General features: G+C 71.3%; 19 protein-coding genes and 1 pseudogene. 8 read left to right on the top strand and 12 right to left on the bottom strand.

The genetic code is table 11. The features are described 5' to 3' along the window. Positions 1-90 precede the first annotated feature (90 nt). From ACFVFQ_RS37210 to ACFVFQ_RS37225, 4 genes are all read right to left on the bottom strand, one after another. Positions 91-384 carry a hypothetical protein gene (locus tag ACFVFQ_RS37210; RefSeq protein ID WP_383424949.1) on the bottom strand — a complete coding sequence of 98 codons (294 nt, stop codon included), beginning with the start codon at positions 382-384 and terminating at the stop codon, positions 91-93. 141 nt (positions 385-525) lie between these two features. Then, positions 526-1,524, bottom strand: coding sequence for an alpha/beta hydrolase (locus ACFVFQ_RS37215; RefSeq protein WP_383424951.1), 999 nt, complete (start codon positions 1,522-1,524; stop codon positions 526-528). Further along, on the bottom strand, positions 1,521-2,273 hold the full coding sequence (locus tag ACFVFQ_RS37220; protein ID WP_383424953.1) for a glucose 1-dehydrogenase: 753 nt from the start codon (positions 2,271-2,273) through the stop codon (positions 1,521-1,523). Before ACFVFQ_RS37220 ends, ACFVFQ_RS37215 begins: the two co-directional genes overlap by 4 nt. Then, positions 2,270-3,397: an LLM class flavin-dependent oxidoreductase gene (locus tag ACFVFQ_RS37225; protein ID WP_383424955.1), complete on the bottom strand. Its 1,128-nt coding sequence runs from the start codon at positions 3,395-3,397 to the stop codon at positions 2,270-2,272. The genes ACFVFQ_RS37220 and ACFVFQ_RS37225 overlap by 4 nt, the downstream gene beginning before the upstream one ends. 188 nt (positions 3,398-3,585) lie before the next feature. On the opposite strand from ACFVFQ_RS37225, the gene ACFVFQ_RS37230 reads away from it, so the two are divergent. Next, the gene (locus ACFVFQ_RS37230) at positions 3,586-4,179 is read left to right on the top strand and encodes a PadR family transcriptional regulator (protein ID WP_383424987.1); all 594 of its coding nucleotides are present in this window, start codon (positions 3,586-3,588) and stop codon (positions 4,177-4,179) included. A gap of 205 nt (positions 4,180-4,384) precedes the next feature. Here the strand turns inward: ACFVFQ_RS37230 and ACFVFQ_RS37235 are convergent, their stop codons facing one another. The 3 genes from ACFVFQ_RS37235 to ACFVFQ_RS37245 all read right to left on the bottom strand — a co-directional run bounded on the left by ACFVFQ_RS37235 (position 4,385) and on the right by ACFVFQ_RS37245 (position 7,522). Continuing rightward, on the bottom strand, positions 4,385-5,389 hold the full coding sequence (locus tag ACFVFQ_RS37235; RefSeq protein ID WP_383424957.1) for an acyl-CoA dehydrogenase family protein: 1,005 nt from the start codon (positions 5,387-5,389) through the stop codon (positions 4,385-4,387). A 109-nt stretch (positions 5,390-5,498) separates the two neighbouring features. Beyond that, positions 5,499-6,671: an acyl-CoA dehydrogenase family protein gene (locus ACFVFQ_RS37240; RefSeq protein WP_383424959.1), complete on the bottom strand. Its 1,173-nt coding sequence runs from the start codon at positions 6,669-6,671 to the stop codon at positions 5,499-5,501. Beyond that, positions 6,671-7,522 carry an enoyl-CoA hydratase gene (locus ACFVFQ_RS37245; RefSeq protein ID WP_383424961.1) on the bottom strand — a complete coding sequence of 284 codons (852 nt, stop codon included), beginning with the start codon at positions 7,520-7,522 and terminating at the stop codon, positions 6,671-6,673. Before ACFVFQ_RS37245 ends, ACFVFQ_RS37240 begins: the two co-directional genes overlap by 1 nt. 349 nt (positions 7,523-7,871) lie before the next feature. On the opposite strand from ACFVFQ_RS37245, the gene ACFVFQ_RS37250 reads away from it, so the two are divergent. From ACFVFQ_RS37250 to ACFVFQ_RS37260, 3 genes are read left to right on the top strand one after another with little or no spacing between them, the layout of a single operon-like run. After that, entirely contained in the window at positions 7,872-8,654 is a 783-nt protein-coding gene (locus tag ACFVFQ_RS37250) for an SDR family oxidoreductase (RefSeq protein WP_383424966.1), read from the top strand. Continuing rightward, positions 8,647-9,231, top strand: a complete 585-nt coding sequence (locus ACFVFQ_RS37255; protein ID WP_383424969.1) for a TetR/AcrR family transcriptional regulator — start codon at positions 8,647-8,649, stop codon at positions 9,229-9,231. Before ACFVFQ_RS37250 ends, ACFVFQ_RS37255 begins: the two co-directional genes overlap by 8 nt. A 43-nt stretch (positions 9,232-9,274) precedes the next feature. Further along, a complete protein-coding gene (locus ACFVFQ_RS37260) occupies positions 9,275-10,432 on the top strand; it encodes an acetyl-CoA C-acetyltransferase (RefSeq protein WP_383424971.1) in 1,158 nt (385 codons plus the stop codon). Between the two features lie 129 nt (positions 10,433-10,561). Here the strand turns inward: ACFVFQ_RS37260 and ACFVFQ_RS37265 are convergent, their stop codons facing one another. The 4 genes from ACFVFQ_RS37265 to ACFVFQ_RS37280 form a co-directional block, all read right to left on the bottom strand. Continuing rightward, positions 10,562-11,551: an NAD(P)H-dependent flavin oxidoreductase gene (locus ACFVFQ_RS37265; protein WP_383424989.1), complete on the bottom strand. Its 990-nt coding sequence runs from the start codon at positions 11,549-11,551 to the stop codon at positions 10,562-10,564. 140 nt (positions 11,552-11,691) lie between these two features. Continuing rightward, a complete protein-coding gene (locus ACFVFQ_RS37270) occupies positions 11,692-12,420 on the bottom strand; it encodes a CoA-transferase subunit beta (protein ID WP_383424973.1) in 729 nt (242 codons plus the stop codon). Then, positions 12,417-13,256 carry a CoA transferase subunit A gene (locus tag ACFVFQ_RS37275; protein ID WP_383424975.1) on the bottom strand — a complete coding sequence of 280 codons (840 nt, stop codon included), beginning with the start codon at positions 13,254-13,256 and terminating at the stop codon, positions 12,417-12,419. The genes ACFVFQ_RS37270 and ACFVFQ_RS37275 overlap by 4 nt, the downstream gene beginning before the upstream one ends. Continuing rightward, the gene (locus ACFVFQ_RS37280; RefSeq protein WP_383424977.1) at positions 13,253-14,020 is read right to left on the bottom strand and encodes an enoyl-CoA hydratase family protein; all 768 of its coding nucleotides are present in this window, start codon (positions 14,018-14,020) and stop codon (positions 13,253-13,255) included. The genes ACFVFQ_RS37275 and ACFVFQ_RS37280 overlap by 4 nt, the downstream gene beginning before the upstream one ends. Before the next feature lie 80 nt (positions 14,021-14,100). Between ACFVFQ_RS37280 and ACFVFQ_RS37285 the strand changes: the two genes are divergently transcribed. The 3 genes from ACFVFQ_RS37285 (at position 14,101) to ACFVFQ_RS37295 (ending at position 16,630) form a co-directional block, all read left to right on the top strand. After that, positions 14,101-14,889: an SDR family oxidoreductase gene (locus ACFVFQ_RS37285; RefSeq protein WP_383424979.1), complete on the top strand. Its 789-nt coding sequence runs from the start codon at positions 14,101-14,103 to the stop codon at positions 14,887-14,889. A gap of 1 nt (position 14,890) precedes the next feature. After that, positions 14,891-15,799 carry an SDR family oxidoreductase gene (locus ACFVFQ_RS37290; RefSeq protein WP_383424981.1) on the top strand — a complete coding sequence of 303 codons (909 nt, stop codon included), beginning with the start codon at positions 14,891-14,893 and terminating at the stop codon, positions 15,797-15,799. Positions 15,800-15,919: 120 nt separating this feature from the next. After that, the gene (locus ACFVFQ_RS37295) at positions 15,920-16,630 is read left to right on the top strand and encodes an IS6 family transposase (protein WP_383424983.1); all 711 of its coding nucleotides are present in this window, start codon (positions 15,920-15,922) and stop codon (positions 16,628-16,630) included. Positions 16,631-16,864: 234 nt separating this feature from the next. Here the strand turns inward: ACFVFQ_RS37295 and ACFVFQ_RS37300 are convergent, their stop codons facing one another. After that, positions 16,865-18,064 carry a hypothetical protein gene (locus ACFVFQ_RS37300; protein WP_383424985.1) on the bottom strand — a complete coding sequence of 400 codons (1,200 nt, stop codon included), beginning with the start codon at positions 18,062-18,064 and terminating at the stop codon, positions 16,865-16,867. Between the two features lie 408 nt (positions 18,065-18,472). Here ACFVFQ_RS37300 and ACFVFQ_RS37305 point away from each other — a divergent pair. Beyond that, positions 18,473-18,748, top strand: a pseudogene (locus tag ACFVFQ_RS37305) (transposase); the annotation flags it as partial. Positions 18,749-19,139: the final 391 nt, after the last annotated feature.

Here is a 19,139-nt window from a genome sequence, read left to right on the forward strand (position 1 = left end):
AGAACACCAGCCCACCCTATCTACGTCCCCTGATCCCACCGGAGGCGAGGTCGGTCGACACCAACCCGGTGATCGTTTCCGGTCACAGCACTAGCCGGTGCGGAAGAGCTCCTCCAGTGACGCGTGGGCCTTCTCGCCGCCGCGGACCGCCTCGACGACGGCCTGGTGGAAGGCCCGACTGTCCTCCTCGGAGTGGCAGGGCACGGGGCTGCCGACCATGGTGTACCAGTCCGAGGACCCGGTGTACTGGACGGCGACGTGCGCCTCGTCCTCCGACCACGTGGTGTGGATGGTCAGATCGCCCTGCATCGGGCCGACCTCCTCGGTCTGCACCGCGCCGGGGCGGGCGTGGATACCCACCGTGGTCCAAGATGCCCAGGTCATGTCGTTCCCCTCGGTCACATGGGCTCCGGCCGGGAGCCGGGCGCGGTGCTTCAAGTCTGGCACTCGACGTGCGGTGGCGCACCGCATCAACGGGCCGCCACGGCTCCCCCGCATACTGTCACCATCCTCGCCACCCGGCCCTCACCGGCTCGTCACGTCGCCGTCACTCAGGGTGCCGACGAGCCACTGCGCTACGGCGTCCAGCGCGTCGTCCACGGTCGGCAGCACACCGGCCGCGCCGAGGAACCCGTGGAAGGCGCCCGGGTATTCGTCCACCCGCGCCGGGACGCCGGCACGGCGCAGCGCCCGCCCGTAGGCGCGCCCCTCGTCCCGCAACGGATCGCACTCGGGCAGCACCAGCAGCGCGGGCGGCAGACCGGCCAGGTCCGCGGCCCGGCCGGGGGCGGCGTAGGGGTGCGTCGGGTCGCCGTCCGGGCCCAGGTACTGCTCCCAGTACCAGCGCATATGGGCCGTGGTGTGGAAGAAGCCGGTGGCGTAGTCGGCGGCCGAGCGGCCGGCCAGCCGGTGGTCGAGCGCCGGGTAGAGCAGCACCTGGGCGGCGAGCGGCGGTCCGGTGCGGTCCCGGGCCATCAAGGCGACCGCGGCGGCCAGATTGCCGCCGCTGGAGTCGCCCGCGATCGCCACCCGGGCCGCGTCGCAGCCCAGTTCGGCGGCGTGCCCGACCGCCCACCGGGTCGCCGCGTAGGCGTCCTCGGCGGCGGCCGGGAAGCGGTCCTCCGGGGCCCGGCGGTACTCCACCGAGACCACCACCGCGCCGGCGCGACGGGCGAGTTGGCGGCAGAGCCCGTCGTGGGTGTCCAGGTCGCAGAGCACCCAGCCGCCACCGTGGCAGAAGACCACCAACGGGCGGGGGCCGGCGGCGGGGGCGTTTGGCCGGTAGATCCGCACCGGGAGGGCGGGGGCGTCGGGCGGCCCGGGGACGGTGCGGTCGACCGAGGTCGCCCCGTCGCTCTCCGCCTCGGGCGGGTCGGCCCGGGAGGCGCGGCGCAGCGCCGCGGCGTCCAACGGGCCGCGCGCCGGGTCCGGGAAGCCCGCGGTCATCGCGTCCACGATCCGACGGGCCAACGGGCCGAGCGGATCGCGGCCGCCGGCCGCGGGACGGTGCGGGGTGCCGGTCATCGGGTGGTCAGCCCCCCGTCCACCGCGAACTCCGCGCCGGTGATGTACCCGGACGCGTCGGACGCCAGGAAGCGGACCAACTCGGCCACCTCCTCCGGGCGGCCGACGCGACGCAACGGCACCCGCGGCCACTCCTGTTCACCGGGGGCCGGGCCCAGCACGTCCGCCACCATCGGGGTGTCGATCACGCCCGGGTGGACCGAGTTGACCCGGATCCGGTCCGCCGCCAGGTCCAGCGCGGCGGACCTGGTCAGCCCGCGCAGCCCGAACTTGCTTGCCCCGTATGCCGAGTGGCCCGGGATGCCGCGGAGGCCGGCGGTCGAGGAGACGTTGACGATCGAGCCGCCACCGGCCTCCCGCAGCGCGGGGACGACCGCCCGGATGCCCAGGAACGGGCCGAGCAGATTGACCCGCAGCAGGCGGTCGAAGTTCTCCTCGGTCTCCCGGTCGACCGGCGCGGTGTGCCACAGCGCGGCGTTGTTCACCAGGACATCCAGCCGACCGAAGGCCGCGACCGCGGTCTCCACCACCGCCCGCCAGCCGTCCGCCTCGGTGACGTCGTGCCGTACGAAGCGGGCCGCGTCGCCGAGTTCGGCGGTCAGCGCCCGCCCCTCCTCCTCGCGGACGTCGCCGAGCACCACCCGGGCGCCCGACGCCACGAACAGCCGGGCCTCGGCCGCGCCCTGCCCCCGCCCGGCACCGGTGAGGACCGCGACCCTGCCGTCCAGCCGCACCCCGTCGCCCGTCATGCCCGCGCCTGACGGGCCCGGAAGCGCGGGATGACGCTCTCGCCCCAGTGCCGGATGGTCTCCAGGCACACCTCCTGCGGCACGGTGCCCATCTGGATCAGACACATCACCTCGTCCACCCCGATCTCCCGCAACTGCTCGACGTAGGCGAGGGCGTCCTCGGCGGTGCCGTAGGCGTGCCGGGCGTTGTAGGTGCCGGTGTCGACGGGCCGGGCCGGGATGTCGGCCTCGTGCAGCTTGGCGACCAACTCCTCGCGTTCCTGCGCCAGCGCCGCCACGTGGTCGTCGTGCTCGTCGTGGACGGTGGGCACCGGGCCGTTGCCGTACCAGTGGGCGATCGCCTCGGCGAAGAACCGCTGGCCGCGGGTGCCGATGCGGTGCGCGGCGGCGCCGTCGTCCAACACCACGGTCGGGCAGAGCGCGGAGAATTGGTCGTTGGCCGCGTCGGAGACGAAGCGCTCGCCGGTGCGGGTGGCGATCGCCTCGTCGTAGACCCTGCGCATGGTGCGGATGTCGTCGGCGCCGGCGAACCCCAACACCAGGGCGCCGATGCCCAGTTCGGCGGCGAGCTTGAGGGTGTCGTGCTTGCTGCACGCCATGAACAGCGGTGGGTGCGGGGCCTGTACGGGCCGGGGGAGGACCGCGCCGGGGCCGATGTCGAGGGAGCCGTGCCACTCGAAGGTGTCGTTCCGCCAGGCGTTGCTGACGATCCGCAGCGCCTCCTCCAGCTGCGGGTAGGTGTCCTCGGGGCGCACCCCGAACATCGCCATCTCCTGCTTGGTGGCGCCCCGTCCGGCGCCGAGGTCCACCCGGCCGCCGGAGAGCACGTCGAGCATCGCGGCCCGCTCGGCGACCCGGACCGGGTGTTGGTAGCCGAACGGCATGGTGACCACGCCGTGACCGATCCGGATCCGGGACGTCCGGGCGGCGACCCAGGTCAGGAAGATCTCCGAGGCGCTCATGTGCGCGTACTGGGCGAGCGAGTGGTGCTCCACCGCCCAGACGCGGTCGAAGCCCATCTCCTCGGCGTAGACGGCCTGTTCGACGCAGTCGTGGAGGATGCGGCGCTCCCGTTCGGGCGTGGGATCGGCCAGCTGCGCCTCGAAGATCATCGAGAACTTCACGGAACTGCCTCCTCGTTCTGGAGGGGTGAGGGGGAGCGGAGTAGAGCGGAGTATCCCTAATCGAAATATGTCTAGCAGGCATAGGAGGGAGAGGGAAGGGGGCCGAGTGATGCCCCGTCAGGCCCGGCCCGCGAGGCCGTAGACTGCGGAGCGTGACGGAGAAGAAGGCGCGCGGGGCAGGGGACGACATGGAGCGCCCGGCGCTGCCGGCGACCAGTTGGGCGGTGCTCGGACTCCTCTCGTTCGGCGAGGAGTTGTCCGGCTACGACCTCAAGAAGTGGTCGGACCGGTCGCTGCGCTCCTTCTACTGGAGCCCGTCGTTCAGTCAGATCTACGGCGAGCTCAAGCGCCTGGAGAAGGTGGGCTACGTCAGCTCCCGGATGGTCGCCCAGGAGACCGGCAACCGCGACAAGCGGGTCTACGTCATCACCGACGACGGCATGGCGGCGGTCCGGCGGTGGGCGCGCGAGGCCCCGGTGGAACCGCCGGTCCTCAAGCACGGGGTGATGCTGCGGCTGTGGCTGGGGCACCTGTTGGAGGCCGACCAGATGCGCGATGTGCTGGGCCGGCACCGCGAGTACGCCGAGACGATGCGGCGGCGCGCCGAGGCCGACGCCGAGGGCGCCCGCGCCGACGCGGCATGGGCCTGCCCCGCGCTCGTCCTGAAGTGGTCCGAACGCTTCTACGCCTCCGAACGCGATCTGGCCGATGCGATGTTGGCCGACCTCGATGAGTTGGCGGCCGCGGATGGCACCGACGAGGAGGGGCGCAGGCGCCCGTAGGCGCGGCTCGCTGCGCCCCGCGTTGTCGGCTTTCCCGCCGTGGGGGTTGCGGTTTGCGCCTGCGGCGCAGGGGGTGTTGGGTGCCCGTCCCCTCCCGTGGGGGGAGTGGGATTGCGGTAGGTGGGGGCGGGCGTTTTGGTGATGTGATGACGCGTCAATTTTTGTTGGCGTTTGCGTGGGTGGCGCCCAGGGCTTGCTCTTCCTCCTATCCGGCCAACACCCGCGCCCGACACTCCCCGGGCCCACCCCACGCATCCCGCAACGGCCGCGCCTTGCGCATCCACAGCGAGAGATCCGGCTCGTTGGTGTAGCCCACCGCGCCGTGCAACTGGAGGGCGGTCCGCGCCGCGGCATAACCGGCCTCACCGGCCGCCACCTTGGCTGCCGCCACCTCCGCCCCGGCGGAGAGTTGACCGCCCTCGGCAGGCGCCGCACCGGTGGCCAACCCCAACGCCCCCGCATAAACCAACGGCTCGGCGAACTCCACCCCCACCAACGCATCCGCCAGCCTGTGCTTGACCGCCTGGAAGGACCCGATCGGCCGGCCGAACTGGCTGCGCTGGCGCACGTATTCAACGGTTCGGGCCAGCAGCTCCCGCCCCACCCCGACCGCCTGGGCGGCGGTAAGCAGCCGCGCAACATCGGTGGCGTAGGAGGCGGCCGCAACGACCTCGGGCCCCCGGGCGAGCACCGTGCCGCCCAGCGGGCGCGCAACCCGCCGGGCCGGATCGAGACCGGGCTGCACCGGCCCGTGGGCCTCGGTCCGGCACACCGTATCGCCCCGGACAACCAGCACGGTGTCAACCGCATCCGCGTCCAACGCAAACGGCTCGCCGTCCGCGCACAGCCCGACGGCCGCGTCCCCGACCGCGATCCGCGGCAGCCAGTCACCGGCCGCGGCGCCGTCGCCCAACCGATGCAGAAAGGCCGCCGCCGCGACGGTCTCCACCAGCGGGCCGGGGACCGCGTGCCGTCCCAACTCGATGAAGGCGACGGCGAGTTCGAGGGGCAACGGCCCCATACCGCCGTGCTCCTCCGGAACCGCGAGGGCGAACACCCCGGTCTGTGCGAGCCGGGCCCACAGGTCGCGGCCGGGCTTGTGCTCGCCGACGGCCCAGGCGCGGACGGCGGCCGGGGTGCCGGCCGCCCCCAGCAGGGAGTCCAGCGTGCGGGCGAACTCCCGTTGCTCGTCGGTCAGTAGGAAGCGCATCGGCGGCGCCCTCCCACGAGCCCATCCCAGGGCGCCACGCCCGGGGACGCCCCGTCTCGGGACGTCCTGCCCCGGGACGCCGCGCCCCTGGGTGCGCGCAGGATCGCGCTCATGCCCTGGTCTCCTTCGGCAGGCCGAGCAGCCGCTCGGCGATGATGTTGCGCTGGATCTCGTTGGTGCCGGCGTAGATCGGCCCGGCCAGGGAAAACGTGTAGCCCTCGGCCCAACTGCCGTGCGCGGGCGCGTCGTCGGCGTCGTCGGCGAGCGCGCCGTACGGGCCGAGCAGGTCCAACGCGGTCTCGTGGAGGGCGATGTCCAGCTCCGACCAGAAGACCTTGTTGAGACTGGACTCCGCGCCGAGGGTGCCTCCGGCGGCGATGCGGGAGGCGTTGGCGTAGGTGAAGAGCTGATAGGCGCGGGCGCCGATCACCGCGTCGGCGACCCGGTCGCGCAGCGCGGTGTCGGCGGGGTCGGCGGTCTCCCGCCACAGCGCGGTGAGCCGGTCGGCGGCCGCGGTGAAGCGGCCGGGGCTGCGCAGGGTCAGCCCGCGCTCGTTGCCGGCGGTGCTCATCGCCACCCGCCAGCCCTGGCCCGGCTCGCCGATGACGTCCGCGTCCGGGACGAAGACGTCGTCGAGGAAGAGCTCGGCGAAGGCCGGTTTGCCGTCCAGTCGGCCGATCGGACGCACCGTCACCCCGGGTGCGTCCAGCGGGAACATCAGATACGTCAGGCCCTGGTGCGGGCGCGGGGCGCCCGGTTCGCTGCGGAACAGGCCGAACGCGCGGTCGGCGAAGGCGGCCCGGGACGACCAGGTCTTCTGGCCGCGCAGCAGCCAGCCGCCGTCGGTGCGGACGGCGGCGGACCGCAGGGCGGCCAGGTCCGAGCCGGCCTCGGGCTCGGACCATGCCTGGGCCCAGATGACCTCGCCGGTGGCCATCGGCCCGAGGACGCGGGTGCGTTGCTCCGGGGTGCCGTGCTCGAAGAGGGTGGGCGCGAGCAGGCTGATGCCGTTCTGGCTGACCCGGCCGGGGGCGCCCGCGGCGTAGTACTCCTCCTCGAAGATCAGCCACTGGAAGAGGGTGGCGTCCCGGCCGCCGTACCGGGCCGGCCAGGAGACCACCGACCAGTGGTCGGCGGCGAGTTGGGCCTCCCAGGCGCGGTGGGCGGCGAAGCCCTCGCGGGTCTCCAGGGACGGCAGCGGCGTCGCGGGGACGTGTGCGGCGAGCCAGGCACGGGCCTCGGCCCGGAACGCGGCGTCGGCGTCGCTTGCGTCCAGGTCCATCAGGAACCGGCCTCCTTCATCCTCGCGATGTCCATCCCGCCGAGCGAGTCCCGGGCGGTCTCGGCGTTGTGGGCGTGTGCGAGGTGGTGCAGCCCGAAGACCGAGTCCAGGCCGGGGTGCAGGCCCTGGAGGTCCTCGGCCTGGTTGACCGCGCGCTTGGTCAGCGCCAGGCCCATCCGCGGCATCTCGGCTATGCGCTCCGCCAACTCCCGCGTACGAGCGGCCAGTTCGGCGCGCGGGACGACGCGGTTGACCATGCCCAGTTCGTACGCCCGTTGCGCGGGCATCCGGTCGCCGGTGTAGAGGAACTCCTTGGCGATCCGCGGGGGCATCACCCACGGGTGGGCGAAGTACTCCACGCCGGGAATGCCCATCCGGACGACCGGGTCGGCGAAGAAGGCGTCGTCGGCGGCGACGATCAGGTCGCAGATCCAGGCGAGCATCAACCCGCCCGCCACGCAGGCGCCTTGGACCGAGGCGATCACCGGCTTGGGCAGCTCCCGCCAGCGGCGGCACATCCCGAGATAGACCTCGGACTCGCGGGCGTAGCGGCTCTCCGCGCCGGCCTTGTCACAGTGGTCCCACCAGAGTCCGGCCCTGCGGTCGAAGGGGAGGTGGGCGTCCCGCCCGGGGCTGCCGATGTCATGGCCGGCGGAGAAGTGCCGGCCCTCGCCGGCCAGCACCACGGCCTTGACCGCGTCGTCGTCCGCGGCGCGGTAGAAGGCGCGGTCGAGGGCGTAAGTCATCGCGGAATTCTGGGCGTTGCGGTAGTCCGGGCGGTTCATCGTGACGGTGGCGACCGGGCCTTGCCGGGCATAGCGCACCACGGGCGTCTCTTCGCCGGCGGTCATCGGCGACTCCTTCCCTAACAAGTGTTTGGTAGATTAATGTACGGCCATGAGCAGCGTCGAGGCCCCTGCCGCCGTCGAGAGCTTCCGCACCGAGATCCGTGACGGGCTGCGGCCAACCTCACCGGGGAGTTCGCCGCGCTGCGCGGCCGCGGCGGGCCCGACTGGGAACATCGGGCGTTCACTGAACTCACGGTCTGGGCAGGGCACTTGGACGCCGCCGGCTACGAACTCGACGACGGGCAGCGGCTCTTCCTCATCTCCCGCGTCGACACCCGCGACGCGGGCCCCACGAGATCCAGCGGAACACCATCGCCGAGCGGGTTCTCGGCCTGCCCAGGGAGGCGAAGCCATGACAGCGCCGTCGTATGTGCCCGGTCACGAGCTGCTCAAGGGGCGGACGGCCGTGATCACCGCCGCCGCGGGGGCCGGCATCGGCGGGGCCACCGCCCGCCGGTTCCTGGAGGAGGGCGCCCGGATCGTCATCGGGGACGCGCACGCCCGGCGGCTGGCCGAGAGCACGGCCGCGCTGGCCGGGGAGTTCGGCGCCGACCGCGTCGCCGGACTGCCGTGCGACGTGACGGACGAGGAGCAGGTGACGGCGCTCTACGCGCTCGCCGAGGAGCGCCACGGCCGGCTCGACATCGTGGTCAACAACGCCGGACTCGGCGGCACCGCGGACCTCGTCGAGATGACCGACGACCAGTGGACGACGGTCCTCGACGTCACCCTCAACGGCACCTTCCGCTGCACCCGGGCCGCGCTCCGCCGGATGAGGGCGACCGGCGCGGGCGGCGTGATCGTCAACAACGCCTCCGTGGTGGGCTGGCGCGCCCAGCGCGGCCAGGCCCACTACGCCGCCGCCAAGGCCGGCGTGATGGCGCTGACCCGCTGCGCCGCGGTGGAGGCCGCCGAGTACGGCGTGCGGATCAACGCGGTCTCGCCCAGCCTGGCCATGCATCCGCACCTGGTGAAGGTCACCACCCCCGAGCTGCTGGCCGAACTGACCGAGCGGGAGGCGTTCGGCCGCTACGCCGAGCCCTGGGAGGTCGCCAACGTGATCGTCTTCCTGGCCGGCGACTACGCCTCGTACATGACCGGGGAGACCGTCTCGGTCAGCTCCCAACATGCCTGAGGAGCGCCGCGGCCAACTCCTCGCCACCGCCGCGGAGGCGTTCGCGGCGCAGGGCTACAACGCGACCACCGTCCGTCAGATCGCCGATGCCGCGGGCATGCTCGCCGGCAGCCTCTACTACCACTTCGATTCCAAGGAATCGATGGTCGACGAGATCCTCACCGCCTTCCTGGACGAGCTCTGGTCCGGTTACGACGCGGTCCTGGCGGCCGAACTCGGCCCCCGAGAGACCATCGAGGCCCTGGTCACCGAGTCCTTCCGGGAGATCGACCGGCACCGCGCCGCGGTCGCGATCTACCAGAAGGAGGCCAGGCACCTCGCCGACCGCCACCCACGCTTCGGCTACCTCGCCGACGCCCGCCGCCGCTTCGCCCGGGCCTGGCTCGACGCCCTGGAGCGCGGGGTGGCCGACGGGGCCTTTCGCGCCGACCTCGACCCCCGGCTGACGTACCGGTTCGTGCGCGACACCGTCTGGGTCGCCGCCTCCTGGTACCGGCCGGGCGCACAGCACGCCCCCGAGGAGATCGCCCGCCAGTACCTGTCCATCGTGCTGGACGGCATCGCCTTGCGGAACTGACCGGCACCTCCGCAGAATCTGACCAAGGACCAAGGAGTTCACCATGTCCGAGGCGTACATCGTCGACGCGGTCCGCACCCCGGTGGGGAAGAAGGGCGGCGGACTGTCCGCCGTCCACCCGGCCGACCTCGGGGCGCATGTGCTGACCGCCCTGGTCGCACGCACCGGGATCGATCCGGCCGCGGTGGAGGACGTCGTCTTCGGCTGCCTGGACGCCGTCGGGCCGCAGGCCGGGGACATCGCCCGAACCAGTTGGCTGGCCGCCGGGCTGCCGGAGGAGGTGCCCGGCGTCACCGTCGACCGGCAGTGCGGCTCCTCGCAGCAGGCGCTGCACTTCGCCGCACAGGCAGTGCTCTCCGGCACCCAGGACCTGGTCGTCGCCGGCGGGGTGCAGAACATGTCGCAGGTCCCGATCGCGTTCGCCAGCCGCCAGGCCGCCGAGCCGCTCGGCCTCACCCAGGGCCCCTTCGCCGGCTCCGAGGGCTGGCGGGCCCGCTACGGCGATCAGCCCGTCAACCAGTTCCACGGCGCCGAACTGATCGCCACCAAGTGGGGCATCTCCCGCCGGGACATGGAGGAGTTCGCGCTCCGCTCCCATCAACGGGCCATCCACGCCCAGGACGAGGGCCGTTTCGACCGCGAGATCGTCGCCTACGGGGACGTCGCCGCCGACGAGGGCCCCCGGCGGAACACCTCACTGGAGAAGATGGCCTCGCTGGCCCCCGTCGTCGAGGGCGGCCGACTGACCGCCGCGGTCTCCTCGCAGGTCTCCGACGGCGCCGCCGTCGTGCTGCTCGCCTCCGAGCGGGCGGTGGCCGAGCACGGCCTGACCCCGCGGGCCCGCATCCACCACCTCTCGGTCCGCGGCGAGGACCCGATCCGGATGCTCTCCGCGCCGATCCCCGCCACCGCGCACGCGCTGAAGAAGACCGGGCTGACCCTCGACGACATCGACCTGGTCGAGATCAACGAGGCGTTCGCACCGGTGGTGTTGGCCTGGCTGAAGGAGACCGGCGCCGACCCGGATCGGGTCAACGTCAACGGCGGCGCCATCGCCCTCGGCCACCCGCTGGGCGCGACCGGCGTCCGGCTGATGACCACGCTCCTCAACGAACTGGAGCGAACCGGAGGGCGGTTCGGCCTCCAGACCATGTGCGAGGGCGGCGGCCAGGCCAATGTGACGATCATTGAGCGGATGTGATGCCACGTCAAAATAGTCGAGACGTGAGGTAATTGGTGCCTTCGGCTCGGGTCGGCGCGCATCGTTAGCGCGGCGATCCGAGCCTTCGGTGTGACATGTGTCCGGAATATCTGGGGGATTGACGACCAGTCAGCAACCAGGCAGGTCCGTCAGCGTCCGGTGTGCCTCGGTCATGATCCGGTCGACCAGTTCGGCGCACGACGGAAGGTCCTCGATCACCCCGGCGACCTGGCCGGAGGCCATCACGCCGAGGTCCGTGCGGCCGTCCACCATCGACGCCTTGAGCAGCATCGGGGTATTGGCCGCCAACAGCACCTGACTCCAGGTCAGGTCCTTGCCGCGCCTCATCGCCAGCCCGTCGCGGACCAGTTGGGGCCAGCTCAGCCCGGACAGCTTCCGGAACGACGCGGCGTGCCGCACCGCCGTCAGCAGCGCGGCGGCGCGCCCGGAACGTTCCAGGGACGCGACCAGTTCGCTGCGGAGCATCCGGTGCGGCAGCCCGTCGACCTTGGTGGTGACGGTGACGTCCTTGACCGCCGCCGCCAGATAGCGTGCCTGGACGGCCGGCGGCACGGTGCTGTCCGAGGTGAGCAGGAAGCGGGTGCCCATGGCGATCCCGGCCGCACCGTAGGCGAGCGCGGCGACCAGGCCGCGGCCGTCGAAGAACCCGCCCGCGGCGATCACCGGGATGTCGACCGCGTCCACGACCTGGGGGAGCAGCACGGTGGTGGCGACGCTCCCGGTGTGCCCGCCGCCCTCGCCGCCCTGGACGACCACCGCGTCGGCGCCCCAGGCCGCGACCTTCTCGGCGTGCCGCCGGGCGCCGATGGACGGGATGACCACCACCCCCGCGTCCTTGAGGCGGGCGATCAGCTCCCGGGACGGCGCCAGCGCGAAGGAGGCGACGCGCACGCCCTCGTCGATGACGATCCGCACCCGCTCGGCCGCATCGCCCGCGTCCGCCCGGAGGTTGACCCCGAACGGCCGGTCCGTACGGGACGCCACCTCCCGGATCGCCGACCGCAGTTGCCCGGGAGTCATGGTCGCCGAGGCGAGGATGCCCAGCGCGCCCGCGTTGGCGGCGGCGGAGACCAGCCGGGGGCCGGCCACCCACCCCATCCCGGTCTGCACGAGCGGGTGCCGCACTCCGACCAGCTTGGTCAGCGGGGTGGCGAGGACGGGAGCCGCCCCGGTCTTACCGGCGCCCTCCGTCTTTCCGGCGCCCCCGGCGTCCCCGGCCGTCGCGGTGGGCTCGGCGGTCACGCCGGCACCTCGCGGTCGCGCAGCCCCTGTGGATCGATCACCTCGCGGATCAACCGCAGCTCCTCGGCGGTCGGTTCGCGGGTGTACGGCACCTCGTCCGGGCGGGCCAGCTCGAAGCCGGTGGCGTCCAGCACCTCCTCGACGGTGACGCCGGGGTGGACCGACGCCAGGCGCATCGAGTGGTCCGGGGTGGCGAAGTCGAAGACGCCGAGGTTGCTGACCACCCGCGGGATGCGGTGGTAGCGGGTGGCGGACGGCCCGGCGGCGGCCGCACTGTCGTAGCCGACCCCGCAGACCATGTCCACCCGCTCGACGAAGACCCGCCGGGAGTGCTGGGGAACCCAGTAACTCGTCGGGTTGTTCAGGGTGTTGACGGGCGCTCCGCGGACGCCGAGGAGCTGTCGGGTGGGGCGTTCCCAGTCACCGATGCAGGAGATGTTCTGGTTGCCGAACCGGTCGAGCTGACTGGCGCCCATCATCACATGCCGCCTGCCGCCGGTGGCCAGGGCCAGGTGCTGGCGGTAGGGCAGCCAGCCCTCGACCCGTCCGTCCGGGCCGACCAACAGCGCCTCGCCGTCGGTGAGGAGCAGGTCGGGGGAGAAGGTGAGCCTGGCGAGCCGGGCCCCGATGGACGGGACGGTGCCCATCGGGCTGGCGAGCACCTCGCCGTTGTCACGCCAGGCATCGGCGCAGGCGAGCACGGCGTATTCGGCGCGGCTGGTCATCGCTGCTCCTCGTGCCAGGTCTGGACGGCCGACTGGTAGTCCTTCTCGTCCCCGTGCAGGAAGCGCGCGGCGAACTCCGGCCAGGGCGTGGTCGCATAGAGCTTCAGATACGCCTCGTCGCGGTCGTAGTCCGGCGCGCAGGAGGTGAAGTGCGCGCCGTGCGGGGTCTCCACGACGCCGGTGACGGCATGGCGTTTGAGCAGCAGGGTCTGCGGGGGTGCGGCGCCGAAGTCGTCCACCACCCGCTCGCAGGAGACATAGGCGCACTCCGCCGCCTCGCAGAACAGGTCGTCGAAGTACGGGTCGGGGCCCAGGTATTGGCCGTTGCCGAGCCGGTCGGCGCGGTTGACGTGGACCAGCGCCGCGTCCATCCGCAGCGCGGGCGCGGCGACGAAGGTCTCGCCGTCCTCGTACGGCGAAGTGACCGTCCGCAGCTCGGGGTTGACCCGCAGCACGTCCGAGCCCAGGCCGGCCCGGACGGGGAGGAACGGCAGTCGGTTGGCGGCGGCGTGCAGCCCCCACATGAACATCGCCTCGTCGAGCTCCCGCAGCGCGAACGCGCCCTGCTGACGGGCCGCGCGGAAGTGCGGCTCCAGGGGTATCGAGTCGAGGGTGACGAACGCGGTGACCAGCGTGCGGATCCTCCCCGCGGCCGCCAACAGTCCCACGTCCGGCCCGCCGTAGGAGACCACGGTCAGGTCGGTGACGTCGGACCGCAGCAGCGCCCGCACCAGCGCCATCGGCTTGCGGCGGGCGCCCCAGCCGCCGATGCCCAGGGTCATGCCGCTGCGCAGGCGCGCCACCACGTCCTCGGGGGTCATGGTCTTGTCGGTCACGCGCGTGCCTCCTTGCCGGATGCGCCGAAGGCGTCGCGGACCCGGTCCGCGACCCCGCTGAGGTTGGCCTCGAAGGTGAAGCCCTGCTCGAAGCGGTAGCTGCGGCGGACGTCGACCGGGTCGATGCCGTTGAGGGCGGCCTTCGCGAGCCGCAGCAGATAGCCGTCCTTGCCCGCGATCTCCCGCGCCAACTCCATGGCCGCGCCGCGCAGTTCAGCTGCCGGCACCACTTTCCACACCGAGCCGTGCGCGTGGAGTTCGTGTGCCGTGACGGTCCGCGAGGTGAAGTACAGCGCCCGCATGAGGTGTTGGGGGACGAGTCGGGCGAGGTGGGTGGCGGCGCCCAGCGCGCCCCGGTCCAACTCCGGCAGCCCGAAGGTCGCGTCCTCGCTCGCCACGATCGCATCGGCGTTGCCGACCAGCCCGATGCCACCGCCCAGGCAGAAGCCGTGCACGGCGGCGACCACCGGTACCGCGCAGTCGTAGACCGCCGCGAACGCCTCGGCGCAGCCGCCGTTGGCGCCGAGCAGCGCCCCGTGGCCGCCGGCCGCGGCGTCCCGCTGCAGCTCCTTGATGTCGACGCCGGCGTTGAAGCCGCGCCCCTCGGCGGTGAGCAGCACACAGCGGACGGCGGGGTCGCGGCCGGCGGCCCGGACCGCGTCGGCGAGGTCGTACCAGCCTTGTACGGGCAGGGCGTTGACCGGCGGGAAGTCGACGGTGACGACCGCGACGCCGCGGTCGGGCGCGGAGGTGGAGACACCCATGAGCAGATCAGCTACCTTTCCACCAAGCGTTTGTTAGGTAGCGAAGTTAGCAGCGGATCGCCCGTCGCGGGAGGTACCAGTTGTCCCTGAACCTCGATCTGACCGGACGCGTCGCCGTGGTCACCGGCGGCACCAGGGGCGTCGGCGCCGGCATCGCCCGCGCGTTCCTCCGGGCCGGCGCCGAGGTCGTCGTCTGCGCCCGCCGACCACCGCAGACGCCCCTTGCAGCCGACGGCCGCACCGCCCGCTTCCACCCCCTCGACCTGCGCCAACCCGACGCCGTCCGGGGCTTCTTCGGCACCGTCGCCGCCGACCACGGACGCCTGGACTGCCTGGTCAACAACGCCGGCGGCACCCCCTACCGACTGCTTGGCGAGACCACCGCGGAACGCCACGCCCGCGTCGTCGAACTCAACCTGACCGCACCCCTGACCGCCTCGCTCGCCGCGTACGAGGTGATGCGCGAACAGCCGGACGGCGGCTCGGTGATCATGATCGGCAGCGTCAGCGGCACCCGCCCCTCACCCGGCACCGCCGCCTACGGCGCCGCCAAGGCCGGCCTGGACAACCTCGCCCGCTCGATGGCCGTCGAATGGGCCCCGCACGTCCGCGTCAACACCGTCGTCCTCGGCATGGTCCGCACCGAACTGGCCGCCCTCCACTACGGGGACGAGGCCGGCGTCGCCGCCGTCGAGGCCACCGTGCCGCTCGGCCGGCTCGCCGACCCCGCCGAGGTCGGCGACGCCTGCGTCTTCCTCGCCTCCGGTCGCGCCCGCTACGTCAGCGGCGCCAGCCTGCTCGTCCACGGCGGCGGGGAACGCCCCGCCTTCCTCGACGCCGCCACCGTCAACCACCCCAAGGAGCCATGAGATGACCGGAATTTGCACCGGACGCGTCGCCGCCGTCACCGGGGCCGGCCGCGGCCTGGGCCGCGCCCACGCCCGCGCGCTCGCCGCTGAGGGCGCCGCCGTCGTCGTCAACGACCTGGGTGTGGCGGCCGACGGCGCGGGCGGCTCCGCCGGGCCCGCCCAACAGGTCGTCGAGGAGATCCGCGCGCACGGCGGCCGGGCCGTCGCGCACACCGGCGACATCGCCACCGATGACGGCGCCGCCTCCCTCGTCGCCACCGCCCTGGACGCCTTCGGCCGCCTGGACGCCCTGGTGAACAACGCCGGCTTCCTGCGCGACAGGATGCTGGTCAACCTCGCCGAGGACGACTGGGACGCGGTGATGCGGGTCCATCTCAAGGGCCACTTCCTCCCGTTGAAGCACGCCGCCGCGCATTGGCGCGCCGAGTCCAAGGCGGGGCGCACGCCCGAAGCGCGGGTCGTCAACACCAGCTCCGGCGCCGGGCTGTTGGGCAGCGTCGGCCAGGCCAACTACTCCGCGGCCAAGGCCGGCATCCTCGGCCTCACCCTGGTTGCCGCGGCGGAACTCGCCCGCTACGGCGTCCACGTCAACGCCCTCGCGCCGGCGGCCCGCACCCGCATGACGGAACGGACGTTCGCCTCGACCATGGCGCCCGTCGAGGGCGCCTTCGATGCGATGGCCCCGGAGAACGTCTCGCCCCTCGTCGTCTGGCTCGCGTCGGCCGACTGCACCGGTGTCACCGGACGAGTCTTCGAGGCCGAGGGGGGCCGCATCACCGTGATGGAAGGGTGGCGCCCCGGGCCAACGGTGGACAAGGGGGCACGGTGGTCCCCGGGGGAGGCGGGCGCCGCGGCCCGCGAGCTGCTATTGGCTGCGCGGGCGGGGCGGCCGGTGTATGGGGTGAGTTGAGGCTTCCCACGTTGTTGGCTGCCCGAGGCTCGTAACGGCCCTATCAACTTGGCGAGTGGCGCCCATGAGGCCATCTTCTGATTGTTCGTCTCGGGGAGGGCCCGTTCGTGGAAGCCAGCAGTGCCGTCGTACAAGGGCTACCGCTACCCCTCCGAGGTGATCGCGCACTGCGTCTGGCTGTACCACCGCTTCTCGCTGAGCCTGCGGGCGCACGAGGAGCTCATCCTCGAGCGCGGCGGCGTCGTTTCCTACGAGGCGGTGCGGCAGTGGTCACTCAAGTTCGGCCCCGACTACGCCGCGGCGCTGCGCCGGCGCGGCCCGATATCCGGCGACGAGTGGCATCTCGATGAGGTGTTCATCAAAGCCCACGACCGTCAGAGCTACCTGTGGCGGGCCGTGGGCGCCGCGACGGCAACGTGTTGGACATCTTGGTCACTGACCGCCGGGAAGCGGCCACGGCCAGGCGGTTCTTCCGCAAGCTCCTCAGAGGCGCCGAGACCGTGCCCCCGGGAGATCGTGACTGACAAGCTGCGTTCCTACGGGGCAGCTCACCGCACCGTGACGCTCTCAGTCGAGCAACGGAGTTCGAAGTACCTGAACAATCGCGCCGAATTTTCCCATCTGCTTACACGGCAGCGCGAGTACGCTATGCAGGGCCTCCGCTCCGTCGCCACCGCCCAGAGACTCCTCGCCATGTTCAGCCGGATCTCACCCCACTTCCGGCCCCCGCGTCACCTGATGCCCGCCACCGCGTACCGCACCGAAATGACTCGCCGCTGCACCACCTGGAACACCATCACCGGCACCGCCTCCATGACTCTGGCCGCGTAAGAACAACCACCCCGACCCCGGCACCACTTCAACGCACCTGACTTGCAAGCAAGTTGACAAGTAACGAACCGGCATCGTGCAACTCTCCGAGCTGAACGACCAGTTCAAACGGAGGAAGTCACGATGACTCTGTCCCATGCTCCAAGAGGCGATCGAGCTCGATTCGAGATGAGCACCCGGATCACCGTGTGAGCAGCTGGCCTCGACCACTCCTTGACCGTCACCGCATATCTCCTAGAAGCGGCTGGTGGCGGCGAGTTCGGCCAAGCGGTCACCGATCACTGAGACATTGGGGCGGGGCTCACGTTCGAAATAGTCCGCCTTGCGCCGCCGAAGCCATGCCTCGCCATGCTGGGCCCAGCTGAAGCCGGGTTTGCGTAGAACCTTGCTAATCACAGTGTCCACCGTGGTTGGGTGGGCGGCGGCCATCCGTTGGAAGGGCAACGGCGAGATGGATGTGTCGCGCACATAGCTGCGTAGCAGATCTGCGTGGCGTTGGCTTGCGGCTAGGGTGGGAGCGGTGAACAGGGCATCGAGCAGGCCCCAGTTGCGGTAGAGATTCATTCCCTCTACCGAGTCGTAGACGATGCCAACGGTGTCGGCATCGGCAAGATACTCGGGGAGTTGGAAGGACAGCTGTTGAGGGAAGGGCTCGGTGGGGTCGTGTTTTCCCGCTTCTGCACGGGTGGTCTGCCACAGGTGCTGGTGGAAGGCGCTGATGCGGTTTTCGGCTTCGCTCGGGGGGAGCACGACCTGGTCACTGCCGAAGTAGGTGACAAATGCTTCGCGTTCCCGGTGCATCTGCTCCCATCCTTGGGCGATCTTCTCTGGATTACGGAAGACCAACTCGGGATGCTTTGTGGCCATCTGGAGGGCGATCTGGGCGATCCGGGGGCTGTCGGACTTGCGACAGTAAGCCAGGGATCCGGAGACGAGCCAGCATCCCGGATGCGGGGCAATGGGCACGAGCCTGCCAATGATGAAATCGCCCTTGGCCATGCTGCGGAAGGCTTTTCGGCCCACGTTGGAATAGGTTTGGTATTCGAAGTCATCGAGGAGGTTCAACAGCCTGACGGCATCGCCGTCCTTGGCTTGGATCTCGAACGCTCCCTCGACTGCATCCTGCCACCCCAGCAGCATTTCCTGTTCGATGGCGGACAAGTCCGGGCAGGAGGCCGTGAACCTCTCCACCGGGGTGCGTCCGTCGGGTAGGCGGTGTTGCAGCGCGAAGCGGTCGATGACGCTAATGACTCCCGCATCGTCCAGGCCGTGATCTGATTCTGCTTCCAGCAGTGCCGCGGCCAGATGGCGGGCGCAGCACGGGCCTTGCACGTAGTCGGCAAGCTGCCGTTTGAGGTCAGCACTGCGTTTGATCAGCTCGCCGAGTGAGGGCCGCGGGGCCTGGTCAGACTGCGAGCGGGCCAAGTTGGTCACGTTTTGTATCTCTCCGAATCCAATGTGCGCATTGGCGTCACCGTATCGACGCTGTGCCGGACGGAATGACCAATCATCAAGTACGGGTAAGTGGTAGGGGCAGCTGGCCCAGTGGCGGTAGGCTTTGATCCACTGTGTGCCCTCGGGTGAGGGGCCGGCAAGGGGAGATCGAGGATGCCGATACCTTGCCGCAGCGTGCCCCGGGCGTACACAGCCACGATCCCACTGCCAGGGATGAGGCCGATATTGAAGCGAGATGATCTGGTTGCCTAATCGAGGGTATAGCGGATGTGGCGGGCGTGGAGGTAGTTCTGAACGATGCGGGGATATCTCTGGCGGTGAGGTTCCCCCGAGGTGCGAAGGAAGTTGACAGCGGGTCAGATGGGATTCATGAGAGGACCTGTGATCATGGCTGCACCCAGAAAGTACTCGCTGGAGTTGCGTGAGCGTGCGGTACGGATGGATCGTACCTGCGATCCGAAGCCGCAGATCAAGCGACTGGCTGTCGATCTCGGCGTGCATCCCGAGGCTCTGCGCGGCTGGATCCGCCAGGCCGAGGCGGATGCCGGCGAGCGCGCTGACCGGCTCACCACCGACGAACGTGCCGAGCTGGTGGCCCTGCGCAAGGAGAACGCGCAGCTCAAGCGGGCCAACGACGTCCTGCGGACGGCCTCCGCTTTTTTCGCGGCGCAACTTGACCCGACCCGGCCCAGGTGACCGCGCTCGTTGACGAGCATCCCCGCCTGGGAGTCGAGTGCGTTCTGCGGGAACTGCACATTCCCTCCTCCACCTACTACCGCTGGCGCCGCGCGGAGAAGAAGCCGTGCCAACGGCGGTGCCGCGACGTCGAGCTGACCGAGCGGATCAAACAGATCCACGCCGAGTCCGGCGGGATCTACGGCCCACCCGGGTGCCTTCGTGTTTCAACACGGCGTGCACGCGCGGCGAGCCGTAGTGTCAAGCCCCGGGTTTCGTGGAGAGTGAGTTAGCTGGTTTTCTGGAGTGACGCAGAGGGTTCGGCCGCGGAGTAGGCGGCCTTGTGCTCGGTGGGGGTGATGTGGCCGAGTTCGCCGTG

It is taken from the genome of Streptomyces sp. NPDC057743 (assembly GCF_042798755.1).
In the GTDB taxonomy this organism is placed as follows: domain Bacteria; phylum Actinomycetota; class Actinomycetes; order Streptomycetales; family Streptomycetaceae; genus Streptomyces.